The organism is Mesorhizobium sp. M1428, assembly GCF_040317515.1.
In the GTDB taxonomy this organism is placed as follows: domain Bacteria; phylum Pseudomonadota; class Alphaproteobacteria; order Rhizobiales; family Rhizobiaceae; genus Mesorhizobium.
The window spans coordinates 86,802-109,799 of sequence record NZ_JAMYKT010000002.1; the positions used below are offsets into that span (position 1 = coordinate 86,802).

The 22,998-nt window shown below is 61.9% G+C and carries 26 protein-coding genes; 16 read left to right on the forward strand and 10 right to left on the reverse strand.

What is annotated here, in order from left to right; all coding sequences use genetic code 11:
• The first annotated feature begins 1 nt into the window (after nt 1).
• The 3 genes from NKG60_RS03705 (at nt 2) to NKG60_RS03715 (ending at nt 2,798) form a co-directional block, all read left to right on the forward strand.
• The gene (locus NKG60_RS03705) at nt 2-751 is read left to right on the forward strand and encodes a glucose 1-dehydrogenase (protein WP_352974109.1); all 750 of its coding nucleotides are present in this window, start codon (nt 2-4) and stop codon (nt 749-751) included.
• Nucleotides 752-934: 183 nt separating this feature from the next.
• Nucleotides 935-1,846, forward strand: a complete 912-nt coding sequence (locus NKG60_RS03710) for a DUF930 domain-containing protein (RefSeq protein ID WP_352867563.1) — start codon at nt 935-937, stop codon at nt 1,844-1,846.
• Between the two features lie 151 nt (nt 1,847-1,997).
• On the forward strand, nt 1,998-2,798 hold the full coding sequence (locus tag NKG60_RS03715; RefSeq protein WP_352974111.1) for a class I SAM-dependent methyltransferase: 801 nt from the start codon (nt 1,998-2,000) through the stop codon (nt 2,796-2,798).
• A gap of 110 nt (nt 2,799-2,908) precedes the next feature.
• Here the strand turns inward: NKG60_RS03715 and NKG60_RS03720 are convergent, their stop codons facing one another.
• From NKG60_RS03720 to NKG60_RS03735, 4 genes are all read right to left on the reverse strand, one after another.
• On the reverse strand, nt 2,909-3,484 hold the full coding sequence (locus NKG60_RS03720) for a dihydrofolate reductase family protein (protein ID WP_352661597.1): 576 nt from the start codon (nt 3,482-3,484) through the stop codon (nt 2,909-2,911).
• Nucleotides 3,485-3,585: 101 nt separating this feature from the next.
• Nucleotides 3,586-4,119, reverse strand: coding sequence for an SRPBCC family protein (locus NKG60_RS03725; RefSeq protein WP_352661600.1), 534 nt, complete (start codon nt 4,117-4,119; stop codon nt 3,586-3,588).
• Nucleotides 4,116-4,505 carry an ArsR/SmtB family transcription factor gene (locus NKG60_RS03730; protein WP_352661603.1) on the reverse strand — a complete coding sequence of 130 codons (390 nt, stop codon included), beginning with the start codon at nt 4,503-4,505 and terminating at the stop codon, nt 4,116-4,118. Before NKG60_RS03730 ends, NKG60_RS03725 begins: the two co-directional genes overlap by 4 nt.
• A 144-nt stretch (nt 4,506-4,649) precedes the next feature.
• Nucleotides 4,650-5,285, reverse strand: coding sequence for an ankyrin repeat domain-containing protein (locus NKG60_RS03735; protein ID WP_352661607.1), 636 nt, complete (start codon nt 5,283-5,285; stop codon nt 4,650-4,652).
• Nucleotides 5,286-5,514: 229 nt separating this feature from the next.
• Here NKG60_RS03735 and NKG60_RS03740 point away from each other — a divergent pair, with 229 nt between their 5' ends.
• Complete coding sequence (locus NKG60_RS03740) at nt 5,515-6,369, forward strand: aldo/keto reductase (RefSeq protein ID WP_352661610.1); 855 nt, start codon at nt 5,515-5,517, stop codon at nt 6,367-6,369.
• Nucleotides 6,370-6,474: 105 nt separating this feature from the next.
• On the opposite strand, the gene NKG60_RS03745 is transcribed toward NKG60_RS03740, so the two are convergent.
• The gene (locus NKG60_RS03745; RefSeq protein WP_023677305.1) at nt 6,475-6,780 is read right to left on the reverse strand and encodes a hypothetical protein; all 306 of its coding nucleotides are present in this window, start codon (nt 6,778-6,780) and stop codon (nt 6,475-6,477) included.
• Nucleotides 6,781-7,018: 238 nt separating this feature from the next.
• On the opposite strand from NKG60_RS03745, the gene NKG60_RS03750 reads away from it, so the two are divergent.
• The 10 genes from NKG60_RS03750 to NKG60_RS03800 all read left to right on the forward strand — a co-directional run bounded on the left by NKG60_RS03750 (nt 7,019) and on the right by NKG60_RS03800 (nt 17,148).
• On the forward strand, nt 7,019-8,311 hold the full coding sequence (locus tag NKG60_RS03750; RefSeq protein ID WP_352661613.1) for an Nramp family divalent metal transporter: 1,293 nt from the start codon (nt 7,019-7,021) through the stop codon (nt 8,309-8,311).
• Nucleotides 8,312-8,887: 576 nt separating this feature from the next.
• Nucleotides 8,888-9,445 (forward strand): FMN reductase, encoded by a 558-nt coding sequence (msuE, locus tag NKG60_RS03760; protein WP_352661619.1) that lies wholly within the window; start codon nt 8,888-8,890, stop codon nt 9,443-9,445.
• A 52-nt stretch (nt 9,446-9,497) separates the two neighbouring features.
• On the forward strand, nt 9,498-10,862 hold the full coding sequence (locus tag NKG60_RS03765; protein WP_352974115.1) for an LLM class flavin-dependent oxidoreductase: 1,365 nt from the start codon (nt 9,498-9,500) through the stop codon (nt 10,860-10,862).
• 40 nt (nt 10,863-10,902) lie between these two features.
• Nucleotides 10,903-11,751 (forward strand): ABC transporter permease, encoded by an 849-nt coding sequence (locus NKG60_RS03770; protein ID WP_352661625.1) that lies wholly within the window; start codon nt 10,903-10,905, stop codon nt 11,749-11,751.
• A 57-nt stretch (nt 11,752-11,808) separates the two neighbouring features.
• A complete protein-coding gene (locus NKG60_RS03775; RefSeq protein WP_352661628.1) occupies nt 11,809-12,807 on the forward strand; it encodes an ABC transporter substrate-binding protein in 999 nt (332 codons plus the stop codon).
• Between the two features lie 41 nt (nt 12,808-12,848).
• Nucleotides 12,849-13,610, forward strand: a complete 762-nt coding sequence (locus NKG60_RS03780) for an ABC transporter ATP-binding protein (RefSeq protein WP_352661631.1) — start codon at nt 12,849-12,851, stop codon at nt 13,608-13,610.
• 166 nt (nt 13,611-13,776) lie between these two features.
• Nucleotides 13,777-14,412 (forward strand): BA14K family protein, encoded by a 636-nt coding sequence (locus NKG60_RS03785; RefSeq protein ID WP_352661634.1) that lies wholly within the window; start codon nt 13,777-13,779, stop codon nt 14,410-14,412.
• A gap of 127 nt (nt 14,413-14,539) precedes the next feature.
• On the forward strand, nt 14,540-14,869 hold the full coding sequence (locus NKG60_RS03790; protein WP_352661637.1) for a DUF2934 domain-containing protein: 330 nt from the start codon (nt 14,540-14,542) through the stop codon (nt 14,867-14,869).
• A gap of 3 nt (nt 14,870-14,872) precedes the next feature.
• A complete protein-coding gene (locus tag NKG60_RS03795) occupies nt 14,873-15,022 on the forward strand; it encodes a hypothetical protein (RefSeq protein ID WP_023677295.1) in 150 nt (49 codons plus the stop codon).
• A 515-nt stretch (nt 15,023-15,537) separates the two neighbouring features.
• Nucleotides 15,538-17,148 (forward strand): RNA-directed DNA polymerase, encoded by a 1,611-nt coding sequence (locus tag NKG60_RS03800; protein WP_352661640.1) that lies wholly within the window; start codon nt 15,538-15,540, stop codon nt 17,146-17,148.
• A 16-nt stretch (nt 17,149-17,164) separates the two neighbouring features.
• Here the strand turns inward: NKG60_RS03800 and NKG60_RS03805 are convergent, their stop codons facing one another.
• A complete protein-coding gene (locus NKG60_RS03805) occupies nt 17,165-18,208 on the reverse strand; it encodes a hypothetical protein (protein WP_352661643.1) in 1,044 nt (347 codons plus the stop codon).
• Between the two features lie 111 nt (nt 18,209-18,319).
• Nucleotides 18,320-18,499 carry a hypothetical protein gene (locus NKG60_RS03810; protein WP_352661646.1) on the reverse strand — a complete coding sequence of 60 codons (180 nt, stop codon included), beginning with the start codon at nt 18,497-18,499 and terminating at the stop codon, nt 18,320-18,322.
• A 135-nt stretch (nt 18,500-18,634) separates the two neighbouring features.
• On the opposite strand from NKG60_RS03810, the gene NKG60_RS03815 reads away from it, so the two are divergent.
• Nucleotides 18,635-18,895, forward strand: coding sequence for a hypothetical protein (locus NKG60_RS03815; protein WP_352661649.1), 261 nt, complete (start codon nt 18,635-18,637; stop codon nt 18,893-18,895).
• A gap of 3 nt (nt 18,896-18,898) precedes the next feature.
• Nucleotides 18,899-19,135, forward strand: coding sequence for a hypothetical protein (locus NKG60_RS03820; protein ID WP_352974117.1), 237 nt, complete (start codon nt 18,899-18,901; stop codon nt 19,133-19,135).
• On the opposite strand, the gene NKG60_RS03825 is transcribed toward NKG60_RS03820, so the two are convergent.
• The 3 genes from NKG60_RS03825 to NKG60_RS03835 form a co-directional block, all read right to left on the reverse strand.
• On the reverse strand, nt 19,098-19,796 hold the full coding sequence (locus tag NKG60_RS03825) for an SOS response-associated peptidase (protein WP_352974119.1): 699 nt from the start codon (nt 19,794-19,796) through the stop codon (nt 19,098-19,100). The two genes, NKG60_RS03820 and NKG60_RS03825, sit on opposite strands and share 38 nt — an antisense overlap.
• Nucleotides 19,797-19,906: 110 nt before the next feature.
• Complete coding sequence (locus NKG60_RS03830) at nt 19,907-20,128, reverse strand: hypothetical protein (protein ID WP_352661657.1); 222 nt, start codon at nt 20,126-20,128, stop codon at nt 19,907-19,909.
• A 1,072-nt stretch (nt 20,129-21,200) separates the two neighbouring features.
• Nucleotides 21,201-22,997, reverse strand: a complete 1,797-nt coding sequence (locus tag NKG60_RS03835; RefSeq protein WP_502903352.1) for an ABC transporter ATP-binding protein — start codon at nt 22,995-22,997, stop codon at nt 21,201-21,203.
• Between the last annotated feature and the right edge of the window lies 1 nt (nt 22,998).

Sequence of the window (22,998 nt, forward strand, 5' to 3'; positions counted from 1 at the left end):
AATGCCGGAATTGTTCTCGCTCAAGGGCCGTGTCGCATTGGTCACGGGTGCCTCGCGTGGTCTTGGTTTTGCCATGGCCAAGGCACTTGCGGAAAACGGCGCGACGGTGATCGTCAATGCCCGCGACATGGCCGTCCTTTCCGCGGCCGCCGAAAGGATCGGTGCAGAAGCCCTGCCGTTCGATGTCACCGACGCGGCGATCTCAAGGGCGTCGCTCGAAGGAATCGTCGAACGCCACGGCCGCCTCGACATTCTGGTCAACAACGCCGGCATCCAGCATCGTAAACCGCTGGTCGAATGGGAGGACGAGGATTTCAACCATGTGGTTGCCGTCAATCTGTCGGCTTGCTTCCGCATGATGCGCGACGCGGTGCGCCTGATGCTGCCAAACAAGTTCGGGCGCATAATAAACACCGGATCGGTCGCAGCGATCCTTGGCCGTCCCACCATTCACGCCTATGTGGCGGCAAAAGCGGGCCTGCACGGGCTGACACGATCCACTGCGGCTGAGCTGGGCCGTCACGGTATCACCGTCAACGCCATCGCCCCTGGCTATTTCGCCACCGAGCTCAACACCGCACTTATGCGCGACGAAGCCTTCACCAAATGGGTCGAGGCACGAACCCCCGCGGGCCGCTGGGCCCAGCCTGAGGAGCTCGGCGGAGCCGTGGTATTTCTCGCCTCCGACGCTGCCGCGTACGTCAACGGGCACGTGCTGGCGGTCGACGGCGGGCTATCGGTTTCCCTGTGATTTCAATCGGCGACACCGTGCCGGCAGGGCGTGTCTGCTAGCCGCTTGAAATGACGACTTGCTGCATGCGGTGCTGGCCCGGTCCCCTGCGCGGACGCCGACGCCAGACGATTGGATGACGCGCCGTATTGCAGCCGCCGACTTTCGATTCGCAACGGGTTATTTCGACGTCTGGCGGCATCGATGCTTGATGCCGCCAATATTTCATTCCACACACCGGTCACGATGAGGGACGAGATACGGGATCAGCGCCAGGTATTCAGGTGGGCCTTGCCTGCCTCCGCGGTCCTGCATTTGCTCGCCGCCGCGCTTCTTTTGTCCGCACTGCCGGTGTCGCCCCCGCAACCGCAGAAGGAGCAGGCCATCGGGGTGGATTTGGTGCCGCCGCCCAAACCATCGGAGAAAGCCAAACCTCCGCCTCCCGCGAAACCGGCCAAGCCCGAAAAGCCGCCGAAAGCAAAGGTCGAGACCCCAACGAGCCGTGAGGTCGCCGCGCAGAGACCTGTCTTCCAATTCGGTGAGAAGGACGCCGGTCCTCGCAAGTCTCTGGACGGCAACAGTGCGGAGGATGGTTCGGAACAACCGCCGGCGCCGCAAGATCCCAATAAACAAGATCTTGCGCAGCCACCTGCCGTGACTGCGGTCGAGGGGAAAGACCAGGCTCCGCCGCCTGGCGCATCACAGCCGCCGAAGCCCAAGTCTGCGGATGTCGCCAAAGTGCAAAAGCCGTTGAAGCTTGAAAAAGCGAAAAGATTGTTCTCGCAAACAGCAACCGGTGATCCGGTAGCGACAACCGCCATGAAAAATGTGCCGCGCGCCGTGCGGATCGGTCAGCTCTGCAACACGGAACTCGCGCAGCAATTGGTGCACGCGTCGCCTCCCTATTTCCCAGACAGCTTGCTTGAGTATCGGCTGAAGGCCGGCACGGTCATGAACGTCGCCAGTGCGCCGTTCCCTGCAAACGGGCAGTGGTACGACCTGAGCTTTCGTTGCGAGGTCGATCCGGACGCGACGAAAGTCATTTCCTTCGCCTTCCGTGTCGGAAATCCGGTGCCGCGCAGCGAATTGAAACGCCGCGGGTTGCCCGCCGAATAGGTGGTCGAGGCACGGAGGCTGGCTGGCCGGCGCCGTCAAATCCGGCCGGTGATGTCTTCGCGCGCCCCGGGTGACCGAACCAACACGCGCCAAAAGTGGCTTTCGTCAGCGGCCGCCGAAGTCTAGCATACGGCCTTGGGAGGAGCCTTCGATGACTTCAAGTTTCAACGTTCACCATGCTGCCGGCTATGAGCAGCTCATGGGCCGCTGGAGCCAAAGGCTCGCGCCGCTGTTCATCGGCTTCGCGGGTCTCAAGGACGGCGAAAAGATCCTCGACGTCGGCTGCGGTACCGGCAGCCTGACCTTCGCGCTCGTCAAGGCCGCTGACCTCCGTCAGGTCGCTGCGATCGACTTTTCGGCCGTTTTTGTCGAGGAGGCAATCCGGCGCAACTCCGATCCGCGGATAAAAATCCGTCAGGCGGATGCCTGCGCCCTGCCCTTTGAGGACGGCGCGTTCGACCGTGCCCTGGCGCTGCTCGTGCTCCATTTCGTGCCCGAAGCCGGCAAGGCAGTCGCTGAGATGCGCCGCGTCGTGCGGCCGGGCGGCGTGGTCGCGGCGACGGTATGGGACCATCTCGGCGGCATGCCGGGGATGCGCATGATGATCGACACGGTGGCGGTGCTCAGTGAAGGCGGACGCCAGCTGCGTGCCCGCTATTGCGCCCAGCCGATGATGCAGCCGGGTGAAATGAAACGGACCTTTGTCGGGCAAGGTCTCCGCGACGTCACGGAGACCGAGCTGATGATCCGCATGGACTATCAAAACTTCGACGATTACTGGGCGCCGATTGCCGCGGGCGAAGGGCCGCTCGGCAAGTATGTGGCCACGCTCGACCCGGAAGAGCGGGCGCGCACCGACGCCGCCATGCGCGACGCCTACGAGGCCGGCCGGCCCGACGGCCCTAGGTCCTTTGCCAATGTCGCCTGGGCCTGCTGCGGTATCGTTGCCTGACGTCGGCGCTAATGGATGTCGCGCAAAAGCATGCCCTCGGGCTTGACCCGAGGGTGTGCGGCGGTTTTGCGATAACGACGTGCATAAAGAAGAACCTAAGGCGCGTCGCTTTAGCCGATCCCGTAGACCAGCCCGACGCGGCCGTGCGACAGCTGTTCGACCTTGCGCAGTTCGAGCCCACGACGATTTTTCGCCGTCCCAAACAGCGCCTTTCCTTCACCGGCGAGCAGGGGATAGACGATCAGCCTGAGTTCATCGACCAGCCCGGCATCGATAAGGCTCGCGGTAATTCGGGCACCGCCCATAAGGTAGATGTCTTTGCCGGGCTGCTGCTTGAGCGCAGCGATATCCTCGAAATTCCGCACGAAGCGCGTCTTTGGCCAGGCCGCCGAAGTCATTGTGTTCGACAGCACATAATGCGGGGTCTGTGCGGCGAAGCGGGCCCATTCGAGCTCGGCCGGCTTCGGCAATTTGCCGGTCATCGGCAGCGGCTTGTCGGGCTCGTGCTGGATGGCGCTCCAGTAGCGCTCGTAGCCGGCGTACATGACGCTGCCAAGCAGGCAGGCGTCGATTTGCGGTGTCAGGCCGTATTCGTCCGACCACGCGTCGACCCAATCGGCGTAACCCTCGGGTCCCTCCATCTTGCCGTCGACGGAAATTTTCATTCCAGCGATCAATTTACGCATGACTTCCTCCATCAGGCTTGCGGGATGCAAGCACGTTTCATCGGCTCATCGTTGCTTCGTGTTGCTGGCGGCGACCTCAGGGATGGCCGCCGCGAGTCACATCAGGCCGGCAGGCGGCGGTCGTATTCTTCCCGCAGGCGGGTCCAGCCGTCCCAGAACGAGGTCGGCGTCTTGCCCGCCAGGCGGGCGGCCAGCAGGTCGAGGTGCATGTGCCAGCCGGCCGTGATGTTGAGCTGGATTGCACGTTCCGGCAGGCGCCGATGGACGACGGTGAGCAGCACATCGCTCCCCTTCGGCTCCAGCAGGAAGGAGACGCCGCCGGTGTTTCCCCAGGTGATGGAAAGCTTGCGCGGCGGATCGAGTTCGGTGATCCGGCCCTCCATCCGATGCTCTTCGGGAAAGCCCGCGGGGCGCTGGCCACGCGGGTCCGTCAGCTCGTCATTGCGCCAGACCAATTCGAACGAGCTGCCCGCCTTCATTTCCATCTGGCCCGCGGCCATCCATTGCCGGCGCAGGTCACTCTCGGTGAGATAGGCCCAGACGCGCTCGATGGGTCCGGGCAAAAGGCGCTGGATGGTGAACGTGGCGGGCTCGCTCAGCTCGCCATAGGCGTCGATGCTTCTCATCTGGTTCATTGCTCGTCTCCTTCTTCTGAGTTGGGCGATTTCCTGGGCTCTTCCTGGGCTTTGCGTGCGTCCTCCTCGCGAAGGAGGCGTTCGAGAACATCGAGACGCCCCGTCCAGAAGCGCTCGTAGAAGCTGAGCCACTGATGGGCGCTGGCCAGCGGTCCGGGAGCTAGTCGGCACAGATGCGTGCGGCCCCGCACCTCTCGACGAATAAGCCCTGCATTCTCCAGCGTCTTGATGTGCTTGGAGGCGGCCGCGAGCGACATCGCGAAGGGTTCCGCCAGCTGGCTTACCGTTTTCTCGCCATCGGCGAGATCGCGAAGCATGTGCCGCCGGGTGGCGTCGCCAAGGGCGTGAAAAACCGCATCCATCTGAGGCGTCTCTAATTCAACCATGTAGTTGAATATAGACGCGCAGCTTCGGATCGTCAACCGTTTGGTTGAATAATTCGTGGGAAGCGCCGCGGGGCCGTTTGCGCGATCGAGCGTGTCGACGTGACGGAGGCACGGACGCGCCCCGCGACAGTAAGGGCGAGGCCCTTACTTGCCGTCGAAGAAACTGTGGATCGCGGTTTCCAGCTTTTCGATAAGCTGAGGGTTGTGGCAGCTGCCAGCCCAGATCAGGGCGTTTAGCCTCATCTCCTTGTTGACAAAGCTCACTTTCCTAGAATCCAGCAGGTATTCCGCGATCTCGTAGTGCCGCCCCTTGATAGCCTCGATGAGCGCGTTGTTTCTCCCCGTCTTGTCGGTCAGGTTTACTTCCGCGCCATTCTCCACGAGCAACCTGACGGCTTCGAGATGCCCGTTCTTCGCCGCCTCGATAAGAGCCGTTCTGCCGTAGTAGTCAGCTCGCGCGTTGACCTCTATTCGGGGGTGTCTCATGAGGACTGAGATACACGCGTAATGTCCCTTGGCCGACGCAAGGCTCAAGGGCGTGCTCTTCCACTTGTTTCTGGAATTCACGTCGATTTCCGGGTCTTCGATCAGCACCTCGACCACCGCTGTGCGGTCATTGAGGGCTGAAAGGTGAAGTGCAGACCAGCCGCCGTCGTCCGACTGATTGATGTCGGCGCCAGCCGCCAATTCCGATCGAACCGCCTCCGCATCGCCTTTTTCTGCCGCGATCAGCAGGGGCGACCAGTCTCTTGCCCCTTCGGCTTCCAAGCTGTTGGTCAACGCAGTCGCCTCCTCGGATAGTCCACAGAATACCACAGAATCCGCGACAGCGGGGTCGTCCTGTATAGAGTTCCCTGGAATCCGTGGGTCACAGAGAGCTGTCGGCCCGAAGCGGAGGATCAGCGCTTCACGTCCGTCTCCTCACATTCTCCTGATATCGACTGGCTTTCGCGGCCATCCAGACTAGATAGAGCGTGCGCCGGGCGGAACGATGCAGAAGGACCTGAACATGCCTGAACAGATTACCCTGAATAGACCTGAACAAATCAGATTGAACGACGGCTCCGCCATTCCGCAAATCGGCCTCGGCGTGTGGCAGGTCGATCCAGCCATCACCGCCAAGGTGGTGCGCTGGGGAATCGAGGCCGGCTACCGACTGATCGACACCGCCGAAGGCTATCAGAATGAGGAAGGTGTCGGGCAGGCAATCCGCTCGGCCGGCGTGCCGAGAAGCGAGTTGTTCATCACCTCGAAACTGCGCAACGGCGCACATCAGCGCGACGCCGCCTTGCGCGCGTTCGACGAGACGATGAGCAAGCTCGGCATCGAGCAGATCGACCTGTTCCTGATCCATTGGCCGGTGCCCAGCCGGGACAGATATGTCGAGGCCTGGAAGACGCTGATCGAACTCAGGCAATCAGGCCGGATCAAGTCGATCGGCGTTTCGAACTTCAACCAGGACCACCTCGAACGGATCATCGGCGAGACCGGCGTCACGCCGACCGTCAACCAGATCGAACTCCACCCCCGCTTCCAGCAGCGTGACAAACGCGAATTCCATGACAGGCACAACATCCGAATCGAGAGCTGGAGCCCGTTGGGCAGCGGCCGACTGTTGAGCGATCCGACGCTTGAAAGCGTCGCCAGGAAACACAGCAAGTCGGTGGCGCACACGATCGTCAGGTGGCACCTTCAGGAAGGGCTGATCGTCATTCCAAAGTCGATCCACCAGGATCGCATCGCCGCCAATTTCGATGTCTTCGATTTCGAGCTGGAAGCGAAGGACCTCGAGCTTATCAGGGGCATGGATTCGCCCGACGGCCGCACCGGCCCGAACCCCGCCACGGCTGCGTTTTTGTTCTAACGAGGCGGCCAACCGGGACGTTGGCATTCCTTCACACCCCCTCTGTCCTGCCGGACAGAGGGGGGTGCTGTCCCGCCAGCGATCAAAACTACCCTTTCCTCCAGCCTATATCCCCGAGCCATCCACCAGCGGCACATCTTCCCCTTCCCAGGGGCTCGGCATCGATCCCTTGCTGAGATTGGCCGACGGCAGCGGCATCCAGCACTTCAGTTCGGGTTCGGCATATTCGACGATGCGTCCTGGAGACGAATCGGAAGCGCGCCAGCCTTCGCTGCCGAACTGATCGGCGCGGGCCCAGTAAGCCATGTCGACCTCGGCCGGACCCTGTTCGGACGGCCGAACCGTGACAAGGATTCTGCTGCCGTCCCTTGGCGCGCTCGACATGTGGCGCCACTGACCGGGCTCGTCCATTGCACTTCCTCCTGCAATCTTCGCCTCGCACCGATAGTCGCTTCGCGTTCGGAAGCGGTCAACCTGAACTTTCTTGCCTGAGGCAAAACCCCTGCCCCCGTCGTCGCGGAACAAGTCATGGCGCGCCGGGTTTGGGCAAGTTGTTGAAGGAAAGCAAAATGAGACCAGCGCCGCGACCGATCCTTACCATTGTTGCATGGCGGGCCGCGTCGTTCGTTCGCAACCCGGTCCGGTCGCAATGAGGCAGGCCGGTTCCGATCGTTCCATCCCACCGGAGGAGAGGCAAGGCGGCATAGGACGAGCGCTCGGCCTCGGACTGATAACCGGGGCGGCCGACGACGATTGTTCCGCGATAGGCACCTATGCCAGCGCCGGCGCCCGCTTCGGACCCGACCTGCTTTGGACTGCTCCGGTGACGTTGCCGATGATGTACGCGGTCGTCTACCTGTCGTCGAAGCTCGGCCAGGTGTCGGGGCGCGGATTGTTCCACGTCATCAAGGACTTCTACCCGTGGTGGCTGCTTTGGTCGGTGCTGTTGGGTGTGCTTATCGGCAACACCATCGAGGCAGCGGCGGATCTTGGTGGAATGGCGGCGGCGATCAACATATTCGTGCCGCTTCCCATCCCGCTGATCGTGCTGTTCGTCGCTGCCATCATCTTCGCTCTCCAGGTCTTCGGCTCCTATACTTTGATCCGCAACATCTTTCGCTGGCTGGCGCTGGCGCTGCTCGCCTATGTCGGTGCCGCCATTCTGGCCAAGCCGGACGCCGCGGCAGTGCTGCGCGGAACGCTGCTTCCGAAGATCGAATTCAACCGCGAGTTCCTGTCGATCCTGGTCGCCATCATCGGCACCACGCTGTCCGCCTATCTCTACACATGGCAGTCCAATGAGGAGGTCGAGGAGGAGATTGCCCAGGGCCGGACAACGCTCAGCCAAAGGAAGGGCGCCACCGACAGCGAACTCCGTCGCTCTCGCCGGGACATCCTCATCGGCATGATGTTTTCAAATCTCATCATGTATTTCATCATCCTGTCGACGGGTGCTACGCTCTACAAGGCGGGCCATCACGATATCGACACGGCTGCGCAAGCCGCGGAGGCGCTGCGCCCGCTCGCCGGCCAGGCCGCAAGCGTCCTGTTCGCAGCAGGCGTGATCGGCGTCGGTTTCCTAGCGGTTCCTGTCATGACCACCGGCGCTGCCTATGACGTGGCACAAGCCATCGGCTGGAAAAACAGCCTGCACGCCCGGGCTCGGGAGGCCCCCAAATTTTATCTCGCCATCGGCTTTTTTACGGCGATCGCCGCTGGCCTGAACTTTCTCGGCTTCAATCCGATGAAGGCGCTGGTCTGGTCCGGCATCGTTCAAGGCTTCTCGACGCCGCCCTTGCTGCTGCTCATCATGCTGATGACGAACAGCCACAGGATCATGGGGGACCAGGTGAACAGCCGCAGCACCAATATACTCGGTTGGGCAACGACCGCCGCCATCTTCTCGGCGACGATCGGCCTGGTGGCAACCTGGTTCATGTGATCGGGCGGAAGCAAAGGGACGCCGCCGGTTGGATTACCCGTTCCCGCTTGCGGATTGTCCCAGCTTTGCCGGTCTTGGAAATTCCACAACGTCGCCCGTGGGCCGCTTGTATTGCGCCGCGACAATTGCATCGATCAGGAGATCCAGAGCCGCACGAGCCGTGCGGCTCGTCTCGTCGTCGCCGCTCAAATAATGGCAGGCTCGTTCGAGGTGGAGGTGTGCGGCGGCAAAGTCGCTTGTCATAGGCTTCTCCCTGTTGCCCGCCGGCCGGCAAGATGACCGCCTCATTTTACCCAAAAGCAAATATCCACAGCCGGATTTGAATCAAATTGGCCTGACTCACTGAGCCCGCGGGACAAGGTGCTGCCAGGCCTTTGCATCGCTGGTCGATGCGCTGCGCCGGCGCGCTACGCCGCATGGAATGAACCAATTGCGGGCGATGTGCCGCAAACTCAGTTCGCTCATCCCCCTGCTTTTGAAATTTTCTCGCTCTTTTAATTCTACAAACTCTCTAGACTTAAAATAGATCGCTAGACCCAAGATCTTAAAAATTGAGCGTTTGAGAGGGAGCCTGGAATGTCGAAGAAGCTCGTTGTAGGGCTGTCGGGCAATTTGACCCGGCCCTCGAAGACCAAGGCGTTCGTCAGCCACATCGTCGGGCAAGCCGCCGAAAGCATCGGCGCGGCCTCGGCCGTCTTCGACATCGAGGATCTTGGCGCGTCACTGCCGCAGGCAAGGCGCCTCGGCGACCTCGACCCGGCGGCGCGCAACATCGTCGAACGGCTGCTCGGCGCCGACATCCTGGTGGCCGGCTCGCCGACTTTCAAAGGCAGCTATACCGGGCTTTTCAAGCACTTCTTCGACCTGCTCGATCCGTCATCGCTGCGGGGCAAGCCCGTCATCCTCGCCGCGACCGGCGGCGGCGAGCGCCATTCGCTGATCGTCGAGCACCAGTTGCGGCCGCTGTTCGGCTTCTTCGAGGCGCTGACTGTGCCGACCGCGATCTACGCCTCCGACAAGGATTTTGCCAATGGCGTGCTGGTGTCGGAAGCCATCCACGCCCGCGCCCGGCAGGCGGTCGCCGAGGCATGCCGGGTAACCGGAGTGCCCCATCGCGTCGGCCTCGCCGCCTGAACGCACCACTGACCCGAGATCCCCTTTCCGATCCATCCAGGAGCACGCCGCGATGACCAGATCCACCAAATCCAGGCAAATCAAACTTGGCGCCTTCCTGCCCGGCGGCGGACAGCATATCGCCGCCTGGCGTCACCCCGATGCGCCGGCCGACGGCGCCACCAATTTCGAGTTCCACAAGCAGCTTGCCCTGACCGCCGAGCGCGGCCTGTTCGACGCCTATTTCCTGGCCGACAATCTGACGGTCGGGCTCGGCGCCCGCGAAGGCGGCAACGCCAAGATCGCCGGCTTCGAGCCGGTAACGCTGTTTGCAGCGCTGGCGCCGCTCACCACGCATCTCGGCTTCATCGCCACCGCCTCGACCACCTATGAGGAGCCCTATACGCTCGCCCGCAAGTTCGCCTCGCTCGACCTTCTGTCGAATGGCCGGGCCGGCTGGAACGTCGTTACCTCGGCCGGCGACGAAACCGCGCGCAACTTCAATCGTGAGACGCAGCCTGCCCACGCCGAGCGCTATGCCCGCGCGCATGAGCATGTCGAGACGGTCAAGGCGCTGTGGGACAGCTGGGAGGACGATGCTTTCATCCGCGACAAGGAATCGGGGCGCTTCTACGACAAGGACAAGCTTCACGACATCGACCACAAGGGCCCGCATTTCAGCGTTAAGGGTCCGCTCAACGTGCCACGCCCCGTGCAGGGGCACCCGGTGGTGGTGCAGGCGGGGCAATCGGAAGACGGCCGCAAGCTCGCCGCCCACTCGGCGGAAATCATCTTCACCGCCCATCAGAACCTGGCGTCGGCACAGGAATTCTATCGCGATATCAAGGCGCGCGTGACGGCCGTCGGCCGCGATCCCGAGCAGGTGCTGATCATGCCGGGCGTGGCACCCTTCGTCGGCCGCACCGAAGAAGAAGCGCGCGCCAAATACCAGCAGCTGAACGATCTCATCCTGCCCGATGACGGCGTCGCCCTGCTTAATGGGCTGGCCGGCCAGACGCTCGACATCAGGGGCTATCCGCTTGATGGCCCGCTGCCGCCGAGCAAGGAAACCGAAGGCATGAAGAGCCGCCAGGCGCTGATCCGCCAGATTGCCGACGAGCACAACTTCACCATCCGCCAGCTCTACCAGTGGGTAGCAACGGCCCGCGGCCATTACACCGTCATCGGCAGTGCTGTGCAGGTCGCCGATCAGCTGGAGGAATGGTTCGGCAACGAAGCCGCCGACGGCTTCAACATCCTGCCGCCCTGGCTGCCCGGCGGGCTCGACGACTTCGTCGAGCTGGTGATCCCCGAACTGCAGCGCCGCGGCCTGTTCCGTACCGCCTATGAAGGCAGGACCCTGCGCGAGAATCTCGGCCTCAGGCGGCCGGAAAACCCGTGGACCGCCGCCCGCTCGGCCGTGCTGGCCGCCGAATAATTCCACGAAGCCCACTACCCTCGAAGCGAGAGGCAAGACGATGACCTTGCAGCACATCGAACAGGCCGCCAGCCTCGGCACGCGTGACAGCACGACAAGCCTCGGCACGGACTTCCTGCGCCACGGCGGCCGGGCAGGCATCCGCTTCCTGTCGCGCTACGGCGTCCTCATTGCTTTCCTCGCAATCTGGCAAGTGTCGAGCAGCGCCGGGTGGGTCAATACGGCCGTGCTGCCGCCGATCGATACGATTGTCGCGGCACTTTGGAAGGGGCTGGCCGGCGGCACTCTGCTCGGTGACATCGCCATCAGCCTGCAGCGCGCCGGTCTCGCCTTCGCGGCCGCCGTGCTGGTCGCCATCCCGCTTGGCCTGTTCATGGGCCAGGTGCGCGCGGTCGAGACCGCGCTCGATCCCATCCTGCAGGTCTTCCGCCAGACCTCGGCGCTGGCGCTCTATCCGGTGTTCATCCTGCTGCTTGGGCTTGGCGAGGCGTCCAAGGTGTTCGTCATCTTCTGGGCGACGCTGTTTCCGCTGCTGCTCAACACCATCGGCGGCGTCAAGCAGGTCGATCCGAAACTGCTGGAGATGGCCCGGGTCTATGGCGCCAGGCAGCTCACCGTCTTCCACCGTGTCGTGCTGCCCGGCGCCGTGCCGTCGATCTTTGTCGGATTGAGGCTCAGCGCCACCACGGCGCTGCTGCTGTTGATCGCCTCCGAAATGATCGGCGCGAACAAGGGCATCGGCTTTCAGGTGATGAACGCGCAGTACAACTTCCAGATCCCGCTGATGTTTGCGGCAATCGTCATCCTCGCCGGCCTCGGCCTGATCGCCAACCAGGCGCTGGTCAGCCTGCAGCGGCGGCTCTGCCGCTGGAGCAATGCCGTCGACTGACCACCCGCTTTTACCAATCTCAACCAGGCAGAACTCAAATCAGGAAAGACACGCATCATGAAAATCACCCGCCGTTCCCTGCTTGCCGGCGCGCCCTTCGCCGCCGGCCTTCTCGCCGCCGGCCTGCCGCGCTTGGCCCTTGCCGAAGCGGAACCCGTCAAGTTCCGCTCCCTCGCCAGCCGTGGCAGCATCTCTCCGCATGAGCTGGCCGGCGAGCTCGGCTATTTCAAAGGCCTCGGTATCGAGGTCGAGAATGTCGGCTATTCCGGCGGCGGCCCGGAATCACTGTTCGCGCTCGCCTCCGGCAGCGTCGATATCGGCTCGGCCGCGACCGCCGCCGTGATCAATTCGATTTCCGGCGGCAACGACTTCGTCGCCGTCTATCCGAGCAACGGCATCAACAGCAAGGTGCGCAGCGTCTTCTACGTGCTCGACGACAGCCCGATCAAATCGATCGCCGACATTGCCGGCAAGACCATCGCCGTCAACACGCTCGGCGCCCATCTCGACTACACCGTGCGCGAGGCGCTGCACAGCGTCGGCCTATCGCCGGATGCCGCCAATCTCGTCGTCGTCCCCGGACCGCAGCTCGAGCAGACCTTGCGCTCCCGCCAGGTCGACATCGCGGCTCTCGGCTACTGGCAGGCGACGTTTGCCGGCGCCCTGGTCGACAATGGCGGCGTGCGTGGCGTGTTCAACGACACCGACGTGCTGGGCGAACTGGCCGGCGGCTTCGTCGTGCTCAGGCGCGACTTCATCGCGGCGCATCCCGACGCCGCCCGCAATTTCGTCGAGCAATCGGCGCGCGCCTCCGACTGGTCGCTGCAGAACCCCGACGAAGCGCGCAAAGTGCTCGCGACAATCCTCGACAAGCGCGGCGAAAACGGCGAGCTGGCGCGCTACTGGACCGGCTTCGGGCTGCGCCAGGGGGCCAAGGCGACGGACCGCGACATCGACTTCTGGGTCAGCGTGCTCGAGCGCGACGGCCGCCTGGCAAAGGGTAAGCTGAAGGCAGCGGATATCCTCTACCGGCCCGGCGAAACCAAGACCAACTGACAAGGCCAACCGGCAAGGCAATCAGCTGGGAGACGAGCACGATGAGCAGCACAAGCGGCGGTGAGGTCAGGATACGCGACCTGTCCAAATCGTTCAGCATCGGTGGGCGTTCGCTTGCCGTGCTGAGGACCCTCAACCTCGACATCCGCTCGGGTGAATGCCTGGTCATCGTCGGCGCCAGCGGATCGGGCAAGACCACGCTGCTGCGCATTCTTGCCGGGCTGGAGGCCGCGGACAGCGGCGGTGTCGCCATCGACGGCAAGCCGGTGCACGGCGTCGGTGCCGAGCGCGCGGTGATCTTCCAGGAACCGCGCCTGCTGCCCTGGCTGACGGTGCTCGGCAATGTCGCCTTCGGCCTCGAAGTGCGCGGCGTGCCGAAGGTCGAGGCCGAGGAACGGGCGCGCTTCTATATCGCGCTCGTCGGCCTCGCCGAATTCAGCGATGCTTTCCCAAGGCAACTGTCGGGCGGCATGGCGCAGCGCGTCGGCATTGCCCGCGCCCTGACCGTGCAGCCCGAAATCCTGCTGCTCGACGAGCCGCTGGGCGCGCTGGACGCCATGACCAAGATCGGAATGCAGGAGGAACTGGCGCGCATCTGGAGCGAGGAGAACGTCACCATGGTGATGGTGACGCACGACCTCGAGGAAGCGATCTACCTCGCCGACCGCGTGCTGATCCTGCCCAAGGAGAAAGGCGGCGCGGCGCGGCTGATCGACATCGACCTGCCCCGCCCGCGCGAGCGCAGCGAAAGCCGCTTCGTGCGCTACCGCGAAGAACTGCTGCGCGAATTCGGCCTGCACTGAAAGCATAAAAGGCCTTGGATTCCTCGCCCCGCGAAGCGGGGAGAGGTGTCGCGGCGAAGCCGTGACGGAGAGGGGCCTTCCTTTGAGTGCCCCTGCTCCGCGCTCTTTCCTGGAACCGGATTCCCCGCCCCCGCATTTCCTTAACCGGGGGGCGAAGGAGCGCGGTATGAAAGCTTTGTTCGCAATCTTTGGCGGCTTCGTGCTGACGCTCGCCGTGTTCGCCAGCGGCCTGGCGTTCGCCACCTGGCTTCTGATAGCCAAGCCGGTGCGGCCGGCCGCCCCGGTCTCCAGCGTCGTCGAACTGTGGGCCAAGGATCCGCGCCCGGTAAACCCGGCCTCGCAGCGCCTCGAACGCCTCCCGGCCCGCCCGGCTCCCGTTCGCACCTCGGAAGTTGACCGCACCTCCAAACCCGCCGACACCCCCGCGGCTTCGACAGCCGACACCACCGCCACCGGCTCTATCCAGCCACCAGCGGAAGAGCAGCAAGCGCTGCCCGCCGCTCATGTCGAATGGTGCGCAAGCCGCTATCGCTCCTACCGGCCGGACAACAACCGCTACACTTCCTACAGCGGACAACAGCGCCCCTGCATCTCGCCCTATCTCGACATCACCGATGACGGCAGCTACGTCGAGGCGAGCGATACGTCGTCGGTGGAGGGCTACCCGCCATCGGACGAACCCGGCGCCGCCGAGTTCTCATCCGACCATATGCAATACTGCTTCAGCCGCTACCGGTCATATCGGCCGGAAGACAATAGCTATCAGCCTTACTCCGGCGGGCCGCGCCGGCAGTGCGAGTAGCGCGGGCCGGGGTGGCTGGCGACCGCAGTGCATGGCGCCTTGTGCGACCCCACCCAACGATCACGCAGATTTCTTGGATCGTTCGGGTTGGCACGGCGTTCATCCGATACCCAAAGGAGAAATCAACATGGGCGACGACCGGGAAGACAAGATTCGTGAGCGCGCATACCAGATCTGGGAACGCGAAGGCGGAATCCATGGCGATCCCGAGCGGCACTGGCACCGGGCCGAGGCCGAGATCGACAGGGAGGCAGCCCTGCCACTGACGGCAGGCGATGCCCTGCCGGAAACCCGCGAGGTCGCGAGCTCCGACGTGTTGACGGTGGAGGCTTTGGCGGTGCGCACCGGCATATCGGGCAAACAGGCGCAGGAGCTGATCGACAGGCTGGGAAACGACAGGGCGGCGATCGAACAAGCCGCGCGCAACCTCAAGGGGAAGCAGCGGCTCGGGGAGTGACAGATGATCAGAAAACTCAAAGACGGAAAATATCGCCTCTATTCGCGCAAGAAGGACGAAAAGACCGGCAAGCGCCGCAATCTCGGCACCTTCGATACCCGCGAGGCCGCCGAGAAGCACGAACGCGAGGTGCAGTATTTCAAGAGGCATTGAGGGGCGTTGGTGGCCGGTGCCCGCCAAGCAGTTGCGCCGGATGGCTGGCGGAACGTGAATCCAGCCGCAACAAGCCGTCGCGAAGCCACTACCGCTGCTACAGGCCAAGCGACGACCACTACACGCCCTACAGCAGAGAGCAGCGCCCCTGCATCTCGCCGTATCTCGATGCCGGCGCTGCGCCGCACAGCCTCCCGACGATGGCGCCAGCTATGTCGAAGCGAGCGACACGTTGCCAATGGACGGCTAGGTTCCGTCGCAGGAAGCCGGCGCCGCCTGGCTTCCGCCCCACCACGTGCAATATTGCTTCAGCCGCTAGCGCTCCTATCGGCCGGGAGACAACAGCTATCAGCCCTATTCCGGCGGCCCCACAGGCAGTGCGAGTAGGCGGGCGCTGATAGATAGGCGCGCGGCTGTCGGGCATCTAGACATGACCCGCTCGCGCTCGCGTGGGCGTGTTTGCTCTCCCAAAATCACCGTCTTATAGTCCGCTTCTTATTTCGGGGGGTAGCTCAATGATTTCCGAGGCGAGCGTTCGGCGCGCGATCAATCACTTGGGATCATTTGGAGATACCGACCTCTTTCCGCGCCTACCTGAGATGCGATGCTTTCTCGAGCGGCCCGGGACCATCGCCAAAGACTGCGAAAATCTAAACATCGGACAATACATGCCGGTCGGTGTTGTAGAAACCCTGACCCCCAAATCGTGGCTCGGGTTCAGGATTGCCCACCAGCTTACTGCATCCGATAACGTAATCTACCTTGCTGGGCTTCTGGATTGTGCTCCTTACCTAGAATCGGCTCGACTTCCGAAGGATGAAAACGAGGCGTTTGCTTATCGTTTCTCTGAAGGCGAGTCTCTAAGGATATTTGAGCCCGCGCGCGGCTATCACCAATGGTTGGCTCATCTCTCCGGACTGAGTGGACCAGAGAATCCGTTTGCAGAGGATCGTCCAGCGATTGTTACTGATATTTCCGACTTCTATCAGCGGATATACTTTCACCGGATTGAGAATGTCCTGCAGGATGCTGGATGCCCCAAGGGGCCGTCTGATCTGGTGAAGAAGATAATTAAGACAACCCGTGCCAGGCAGTCCTACGGCCTGCCTGTCGGGAGCACCGCTTCGCGCCTGCTAGCTGAATGTCTGCTGAACGATACAGACATGCTCTTGAAGAACATGGGCGTCAAATTCACCAGATACGTGGATGATTTTCGCATTGCTGTACCTGCCGGGATGGAAGCTCATTCCATCCTGTGTCGGCTTGCTGAACATCTAATGGTCACCGAGGGGCTGTCCTTGAATGTGACGAAAACGAAGTTGACGACAGTCAAAGAGATGGAGCGTTCTTCGAAGGCGCGCCTGCAAGACGTGTTCACCACCGCTGAGATGGAAAAGATGCGGGCCTTTATAACCTTGAGCTATGGCGACGATGACGAGCCAGAGGACGAGGACATTATCACGAATCCGTTCATTTCGGCAGAATTTTTACTGGATAGGCTGGATGAGATAGGTGACAAAAAAGGCGCCGATCTGTCGGTTTTCAAGGCCATCCTCCGGGCGCTTCGGTTCTTGCCAGACATCGATGCAGTCCGACTGCTCGATAAGCATGCTGACCTGCTTTATTATGTACCCCGCGAGTATTGCCTCGCCCTGAGCGCGGCGTCAAAGCAGGATAATTTCCCTGCCGAGCTCGTAAAGGCCAGGGTTATAGCGTTGCTTGCTATGTCACCCTATTCGGACCTTGCTTATGTCAGATCGTGGCTGTTGAATCTGTTTGTTGACGGCTCACTGCCGGTTTCTCTTTCCGACTGGCAGTCCTACGATTTCAACAGGAGCATAATCGAGCGTCGTTCGAATTTCTTTTTCCGGGGTCTGGCGAACGACCGTGCATATTTCCGAGCACTTAAGACGCAGCTCGGCTCGCTTAGCGAATGGGACAAGCCAGCCGCTCTAATGGCGGGGATGTGTTTGCCCTTAGACGAATACAAAAACTGGCTGGCGGTCGCGCTGCCGCAGCTCACTACCCCATTTGCAGCCACATATGCCGCTTGGCTGAAGGACCGTCACGGCACACTGCACCAGTTACTTTCGGAGCCGCATGAGCCTGTGTGCACGTCCCTCTAGGCTCTCCAGCGGCGCATTACCCACGCAATATAAACCGCTGGTAGGCGTTCAAAAGATCATTGCAGGTCATGTCCGCTAGCTCGAGGCTCGTGACGGCGATTGAGGTTGGCCCCATGGCGTTGCGGATGTCCCTCTCAATGACGCGCTTATTGGAATGGGACAGTCCAAAGCTGGTGCCGAGTACGTGCCTTGGCGTAACTTCCTCTCGGATGCTCATCAGTTCCATGTTCATGTCGCCGTAGGAAAAGCCCAAATAAACGACCATTTCGGCTTCCGCGATAACTCCGCGCATTCGCTCAAGCATCGTGTCATCGTCCACGCGCTCGGTGAATGTCCTTATCTGAGCGGCTATTTCTACAAGGTTTGCTGAGTGCGGTAGCGCCCCATACGGCACACCTTGTCCGGCGTTTGTTTGCCACGGCAGCCTACCAACCTGTCCGTAGGGATGAATGATATTGACACGGTTCACCAAGGCCTGTGCCTCATTGTGTGGCATACGCAAGTAGTTGGCCAGCGCCTGAGCTAGATAATGCTCGATGCAGCGATCATAGTTGAATGTTATGAAAGCCACATCGTCGAACATATTTTCAATGTTGGAACGCTTCACATTTTCCATCAGAATCTTGCAAAAGGTTGCGTGCCAGCTTTCAGGTATGCTGCCGAAGAGGATTCTATCGCTCACCTGAGGGTTGCAGAAAATCTTGCTCCCTTTTTCGGCGTGCAGGATCGACATGGCGATCCCGAGCTTGCCCATAAGCACGACCTTCTCGTCGTCGCTGTGGGTGTTTAGGTAATTGTCGATTGAGGGGGCCTGCGGCATCCCATCGGCAATGCTCCAACCCGCGTGAAGATAAGGGTTGATGTCATTTTTTCCAGTAGCGGCAACTATTTTGCGAAGCGCGTCGCTTATGGTAAAGTCGCCCGCCGATTGTTCATAGCCATTCTTGAATTGTATTCGCACTTTCTCTGCAATGATGCCTTTGAGTTCCTCGCCCATGGGCAAGCCGACCTCGCGACTGCCGCCGGCACCGACTATAAAAACAGTTTTTTTACTGAACACCCCAAAAGCCCCATAGTAAGATTAGAACGTTCGATCGGCGAGTTGCCGCTCGCTAGAATCGTATAGCAGTCGAGCAATTTTTTAGATTGAGTTTTGGCCATTTTCCCCATCTTACCGTTTCGCCCGGCGCGCTCCCTCCACCGCATCCAGCCGTTCCTGCAAATTCCCATTCAGCACGATCATCTCCTTGAGCGCCTTCACCGCATCGCCCTTATGCTGGGCAATGAACCTGTCGGCGATTGCCTGCAGCGCAGCCTCCTGGCGGCTGTCCAGTGTCACGATGTGGTCCATGGCGGTGCCTCCAGCGTTCCTGTTGAAATTGAACAAAACGGGAACAAAAATGTCAAGAGCGAATTGACTCTGCGAGGAATGCCTTCCTATTTGTCAGTGGGTGGGGCGGTTGCTCACAAATCGAGGAGAGCCGCGATGGGCAGACGAAAAAGCCGGTTTGACAGGCTGTCGGCGAGGGATGCGGAGGCGATCATCAGGGACGCTTTGAGCCTGCGCCGGACGGTGCTGTCGTCGCAGCTGCATCTGAAGGCGCATGGCGAGCTGTTCTGGCAGCTTTGCGGGCTTGTCGAGAAGTTGCACGAGGTGCTGGCCAGCGTAGCGGAGAAGGAGCCCGATTATCGGATGGCGGAGCTTGGCCTGCTTCCCCTGCCCGAGGATTACTCGACCCAGAAATGAGCCATGGCCGGGCCGATGGACAGCGTTGGACGTGCCGCCAAGGCCAACATGCTGCTTATCGTGGAGTGCGGCCACTGCTATCATGTCGGGCGCTTCAGGGCGAATGACGTGGCCCAGGTGGTGGGCTGGAACAAGCCGCTGGAAGCGATCAGGTTCAGGTGCAAGCGATGCAGCCGCAAGGACACGACGGTGAGGACGCAGTTCATCGACCTTGCGCCGGCGCCTGCTGCGGAAACTTGATCTGTGTCGCCGGCTTGTCGACGATCACCAGCGCATCATCGGGCGCCGTGCGCTGCAGGTGCCTCGCCTCCGACCACGGCGCGGTGAGCCAGGTCTCGGTTTCTTCCGGCGTGGTCAGGATCACCGGCATCGCCTTCTCGTGGATCGGCGCGACCAGCGCGTTGGGCCTGGTCGTCATGAAGCCATAGACCTGGTGATCGCCGGGGCCGTCCTTGACTTTGCGAATGCCCTGCCAATGCGTCCACAGACCGGCAAAGAAGAACAGCGGGCGGTCCTCGCCGAGTGCAAACCAGTAGTTGCGCTGGATGCCGGTCTCGGGGTCCTTGTCGCCGGGCGTCGGGCTGGGCTCGGCGAAGCTGGTGACGGGCACCACGCAGCGGTTCTCGATGCCGAGATATTGCTGCCAATGGCCGTATTGCGGATTGCGGATGTTGGTGGTGCCGTAGTCGGCCTTGCCCTTCACCCGCTCCAGTGGCGTCGGCATGCCCCACAGCAGATTGGCCAATTCGCGTTCGCCGTCCGGCGCGTTGCGCACCACCGGGCCTGGCTGGTTGGGATAGATGTCGATGGAGGGTTCGAGATTGCCAAGGATGTCACGCAGGGCGCGTGTCCACTGGCGGATGGCCTCCTGGCTGGTCGTGATATTGTAAAGATTGCACATTTCAGGCCGTTCCCGGATGCTCACGCATCTTGTTGGAAACGGCCCGGAATTTCCAGCGCTGTCCGTTGGGTTGCTGACACGGCAGGCCGTGTCAGCAATGTTTGTGAGACCTACCGCGCCGATTGTCTCATGGCTTGTGCGGCTACCGCCGCCAGAAAAGCCCTCGCCGCGGCATCGCAGGCCGCTCGAGACGGGCCTTTGGCGAAAAGAAGAAGCTCGGCGGCTCGAATGTTGAGCCCGTGCTTCCTTGCGAATGTGGCTAGATCGTAAGGCTTGTTGTCGTAAGGTTCGTCGTCGTCGTAGTCGATCGTCAGATCGTAGTTTTCTTTCATTTTCTTCCTCCCTTAGCGATCTCCCCCCTCCAGTCGCTAACGCAAAATTAACGTCGATGGCGGCGGGCGAGTCCACCAATCAGAGATTGTGTAAAAAACGTACGAGCTCGGATGCTCGCCCTCGCAACGGGCCGCGAGCAATCGCCGCGGACCGGACCGGTCGAAAGAGCCGATTATGATGGCAACGTTGGAAAAGCCTGCCACGGCCTGGCGCCACGGGGGTGTCCGCGACGCCTAGCGTGCCTAATGGCCGTCATTTTCATCTTCCAGGCCCGGTCCGCAAGCCGGCCTCGTTGGGTTCGGCTAAAGAATAAATCCGGCCAATAGCACCGTAAGGAGCAGCGACAGCGGAACGGCCGCAAGACACCAGATCTCCAACGTGTTGTTTTGCAGCGGGTCCATCCTCAGCCTCACTTTTTAGTTTGTCACTGTGACACTAACGGTTGGCCGGAGGTAGCGGTTCCAAGCGACGCCGTTCATAGAGCACTGCCTGTGCTGCATATTAGCAACAGCTTGACGACCGCTGAGCCCGTACCGCTTGGACAACTTCACTTGGCGCCGGTGGATGCGTATTCCGCAGGACAAGTGCCCCTCCGCATCAGTCGTGCGGGGATCGATCGCCGCCCATGATCAGCGCCGAGCCGGTCATGCCCCGGAACCAATGGCTGCGTCGACCTCCGGCCGAGTTTCGCTACCACCGAGCCGATCCGATGTTCACTCACAGCCAGCGATGCCCGTTTATAGGACCTAAGTCTGACCTGCCTGCGCAATGGTCTCGTGTACGGCCGGCGTCGGGAACAACTGCGGCCGTTTTCAGTTGATGGCGTCACCTCCTCGAGGAGAGATCGGCGCAGAATCAGTCCCTTCATGCGCTGATTAGGGTCTGCCTGCCATAGCTGGATTTGGCAGGCGGACCCTTGGTTCCGTACGCTCCAGATGCAAAGCGGGTAAGCTCTGGATCACTCATCATCCCAGAAATCCTGCAGAGAGGCATGGCGGAGGGCTCCTCGCCCCTGAGATGGTTGGCCTTGCATCCGGCACGACGGCCAGAATGCGCGCAGCGGGGTCGCCCTCAGCCTTCCAGCGCCTCGTGCTGGTAAAGCTCGTCCATGCTGAGCGTCGCCAGCGCGGCGAACGGCGCCTGCTTCTTCACCCGGCCGTGGCTCAGGATCACCACGTCGTCGCAGAACGAGATGGTGCTGCGGTGATGGCTGATGACGATGGTGGTGCGGCGGCCGGCGCGCGACTTCAGCGTCTCGACGATTGCTGCTTCCGACAGGCCGTCCACCGCATTGGTGGCTTCGTCGAGGATGAGGATATCGGGATCGCGCACCAGGGCCCTGGCCAGCGCGATCCGCTGCCGCTGTCCGGCTGAAAGGTTGACGCCGCGGTAGCCTACAACGGTCCTGTAGCCTTGCGGCAGTTGCTCGATGAAGCCATGCGCTTCGGCCAGTTTTGCCGCGCGCTCGGCGTCGTCGGCCGAGGCCGCGTCCTGGCCGTAGATGATGTTGTCGAAAATCGTGCCGTCGACCAGTTCCAGCTCCTGGCTGGCGAGCGCGATGTGCTGTCGCCATTGGCTGGGGTCGATCCGGTCGAGAGGCGATCCATCGACGAGGATCCTGCCGCTATCCGGTTCGACGAAGCGGCACAGGAGATTGACGATCGTCGTCTTGCCGGCGCCCGACCGGCCGATCAGCGCGGTCGAGCGGCCGCTGTGCAGGTCGAAACTCGCCGCATGCAGCACCACCGCGCGCTGTTCCTCGCCGGTATCGGGGCCGGAATAGGTAAAGGTGACGTCCTCGAACTTGATGCCTTGGCTGAGCCCGGGGAACGCCGCGTCGCCTTGCGGCGGCTGGGGCTTGCCGGATGGGTCCAGCATCCACGTCACCTCTTCAAGCGATCCGCTCAGGCCCTGCAGCTGGCTCCAGGCCATTTGCAAAGACCGCATATAGGGCTGCAGCCGGTAGAGCAGAATGACGAAGGCGACGATCAACGGGAAGCTGACATTGGCGAACCAGGCGCCGATCACCACCGCCAGGAACAGCATGGCGTGCAGAACCTCGGTCAGCGGCGGCAACGCCCCCTGGCGCGTCAAAAGCACGAACGCCGCCCGGCGCACCGCATCCGATGCCTGGTCGAAGGCCGCCTTCTCGCGTTGCTCCTGGCCGAAAATGCGGATCAGCCGCCCGGCATGAACCAGATGCAGCATCTGCGATGCGAGCTGGCTGTTGCGGGAGGCGACGCTGCGGCTCGGCGCCTTCAGATTGGCCGACAGCATGGCGTGCGCGACCTGCACCAGCGCCAGGCCCAGCGTGACCAGCAGCGTCATCTGCCACGACAGGAGCAGCAGGAAGGTCAGGAGGATGATTGCGGCCGATGCGTTGACGATTGCCCCAAGCGTGATCTGGATGGCATCCGACGCCCGCCAGGATTCGTTGGAGATGATGTTGAGCAGCCGTCCAGGGCTTTGCTGCAGAAAGAACGGGTAGCCTACCCTAAGCAGCTGCTCCGACAGCGCGCTGCGAATCGAATGACTGGCCTTGCCGTAGATGAAGGTGGTCAGCAGCGTGTTGGCGTAGGCGAACAGGTTCTTCAGAACGATCGAGCCGAGGATGGCGACCGATATGACGATCAGCCGGTCGCGCTCGCTCAGGCTCGCTCCGACATGCTGGAAGACGGCGGAAAAGCCGGCCATGCCGGTCTGCCCCTGCCCCATGATTATGTTCAGCAACGGGATGATCAGGCCGATACCAAAACCTTCGAGCGCGGCGCTGAGCAGCCCGAGCACCACCACGGCGGGAAGCAGCCGCAACTGCTTTTGCCCGAGCGCACGGCGCAGCATCGGCAGGCTAGGCGGCATCATTCGCATG

Excerpts from the sequence above, each read along its gene's own strand:
- NKG60_RS03785 (WP_352661634.1), top strand. The coding sequence starts at position 13,777 with ATGAAAGCTTTGTTCGCAATCTTTGGCGGCTTCGTGCTGACGCTCGCC.
- NKG60_RS03790 (WP_352661637.1), top strand. The coding sequence starts at position 14,540 with ATGGGCGACGACCGGGAAGACAAGATTCGTGAGCGCGCATACCAGATC.
- NKG60_RS03825 (WP_352974119.1), bottom strand. The coding sequence starts at position 19,796 with ATGTGCAATCTTTACAATATCACGACCAGCCAGGAGGCCATCCGCCAG.
- NKG60_RS03780 (WP_352661631.1), top strand. The coding sequence starts at position 12,849 with ATGAGCAGCACAAGCGGCGGTGAGGTCAGGATACGCGACCTGTCCAAA.
- NKG60_RS03810 (WP_352661646.1), bottom strand. The coding sequence starts at position 18,499 with ATGGACCACATCGTGACACTGGACAGCCGCCAGGAGGCTGCGCTGCAG.
- NKG60_RS03705 (WP_352974109.1), top strand. The coding sequence starts at position 2 with ATGCCGGAATTGTTCTCGCTCAAGGGCCGTGTCGCATTGGTCACGGGT.
- NKG60_RS03770 (WP_352661625.1), top strand. The coding sequence starts at position 10,903 with ATGACCTTGCAGCACATCGAACAGGCCGCCAGCCTCGGCACGCGTGAC.
- NKG60_RS03750 (WP_352661613.1), top strand. The coding sequence starts at position 7,019 with ATGAGGCAGGCCGGTTCCGATCGTTCCATCCCACCGGAGGAGAGGCAA.
- NKG60_RS03800 (WP_352661640.1), top strand. The coding sequence starts at position 15,538 with ATGATTTCCGAGGCGAGCGTTCGGCGCGCGATCAATCACTTGGGATCA.
- NKG60_RS03765 (WP_352974115.1), top strand. The coding sequence starts at position 9,498 with ATGACCAGATCCACCAAATCCAGGCAAATCAAACTTGGCGCCTTCCTG.
- NKG60_RS03835 (WP_502903352.1), bottom strand. The coding sequence starts at position 22,997 with ATGCGAATGATGCCGCCTAGCCTGCCGATGCTGCGCCGTGCGCTCGGG.
- NKG60_RS03795 (WP_023677295.1), top strand. The coding sequence starts at position 14,873 with ATGATCAGAAAACTCAAAGACGGAAAATATCGCCTCTATTCGCGCAAG.
- NKG60_RS03820 (WP_352974117.1), top strand. The coding sequence starts at position 18,899 with ATGGCCGGGCCGATGGACAGCGTTGGACGTGCCGCCAAGGCCAACATG.
- NKG60_RS03815 (WP_352661649.1), top strand. The coding sequence starts at position 18,635 with ATGGGCAGACGAAAAAGCCGGTTTGACAGGCTGTCGGCGAGGGATGCG.
- NKG60_RS03725 (WP_352661600.1), bottom strand. The coding sequence starts at position 4,119 with ATGAACCAGATGAGAAGCATCGACGCCTATGGCGAGCTGAGCGAGCCC.
- NKG60_RS03730 (WP_352661603.1), bottom strand. The coding sequence starts at position 4,505 with ATGGTTGAATTAGAGACGCCTCAGATGGATGCGGTTTTTCACGCCCTT.
- NKG60_RS03740 (WP_352661610.1), top strand. The coding sequence starts at position 5,515 with ATGCCTGAACAGATTACCCTGAATAGACCTGAACAAATCAGATTGAAC.
- msuE (WP_352661619.1), top strand. The coding sequence starts at position 8,888 with ATGTCGAAGAAGCTCGTTGTAGGGCTGTCGGGCAATTTGACCCGGCCC.
- NKG60_RS03745 (WP_023677305.1), bottom strand. The coding sequence starts at position 6,780 with ATGGACGAGCCCGGTCAGTGGCGCCACATGTCGAGCGCGCCAAGGGAC.
- NKG60_RS03710 (WP_352867563.1), top strand. The coding sequence starts at position 935 with ATGCTTGATGCCGCCAATATTTCATTCCACACACCGGTCACGATGAGG.
- NKG60_RS03720 (WP_352661597.1), bottom strand. The coding sequence starts at position 3,484 with ATGCGTAAATTGATCGCTGGAATGAAAATTTCCGTCGACGGCAAGATG.
- NKG60_RS03830 (WP_352661657.1), bottom strand. The coding sequence starts at position 20,128 with ATGAAAGAAAACTACGATCTGACGATCGACTACGACGACGACGAACCT.
- NKG60_RS03775 (WP_352661628.1), top strand. The coding sequence starts at position 11,809 with ATGAAAATCACCCGCCGTTCCCTGCTTGCCGGCGCGCCCTTCGCCGCC.
- NKG60_RS03715 (WP_352974111.1), top strand. The coding sequence starts at position 1,998 with ATGACTTCAAGTTTCAACGTTCACCATGCTGCCGGCTATGAGCAGCTC.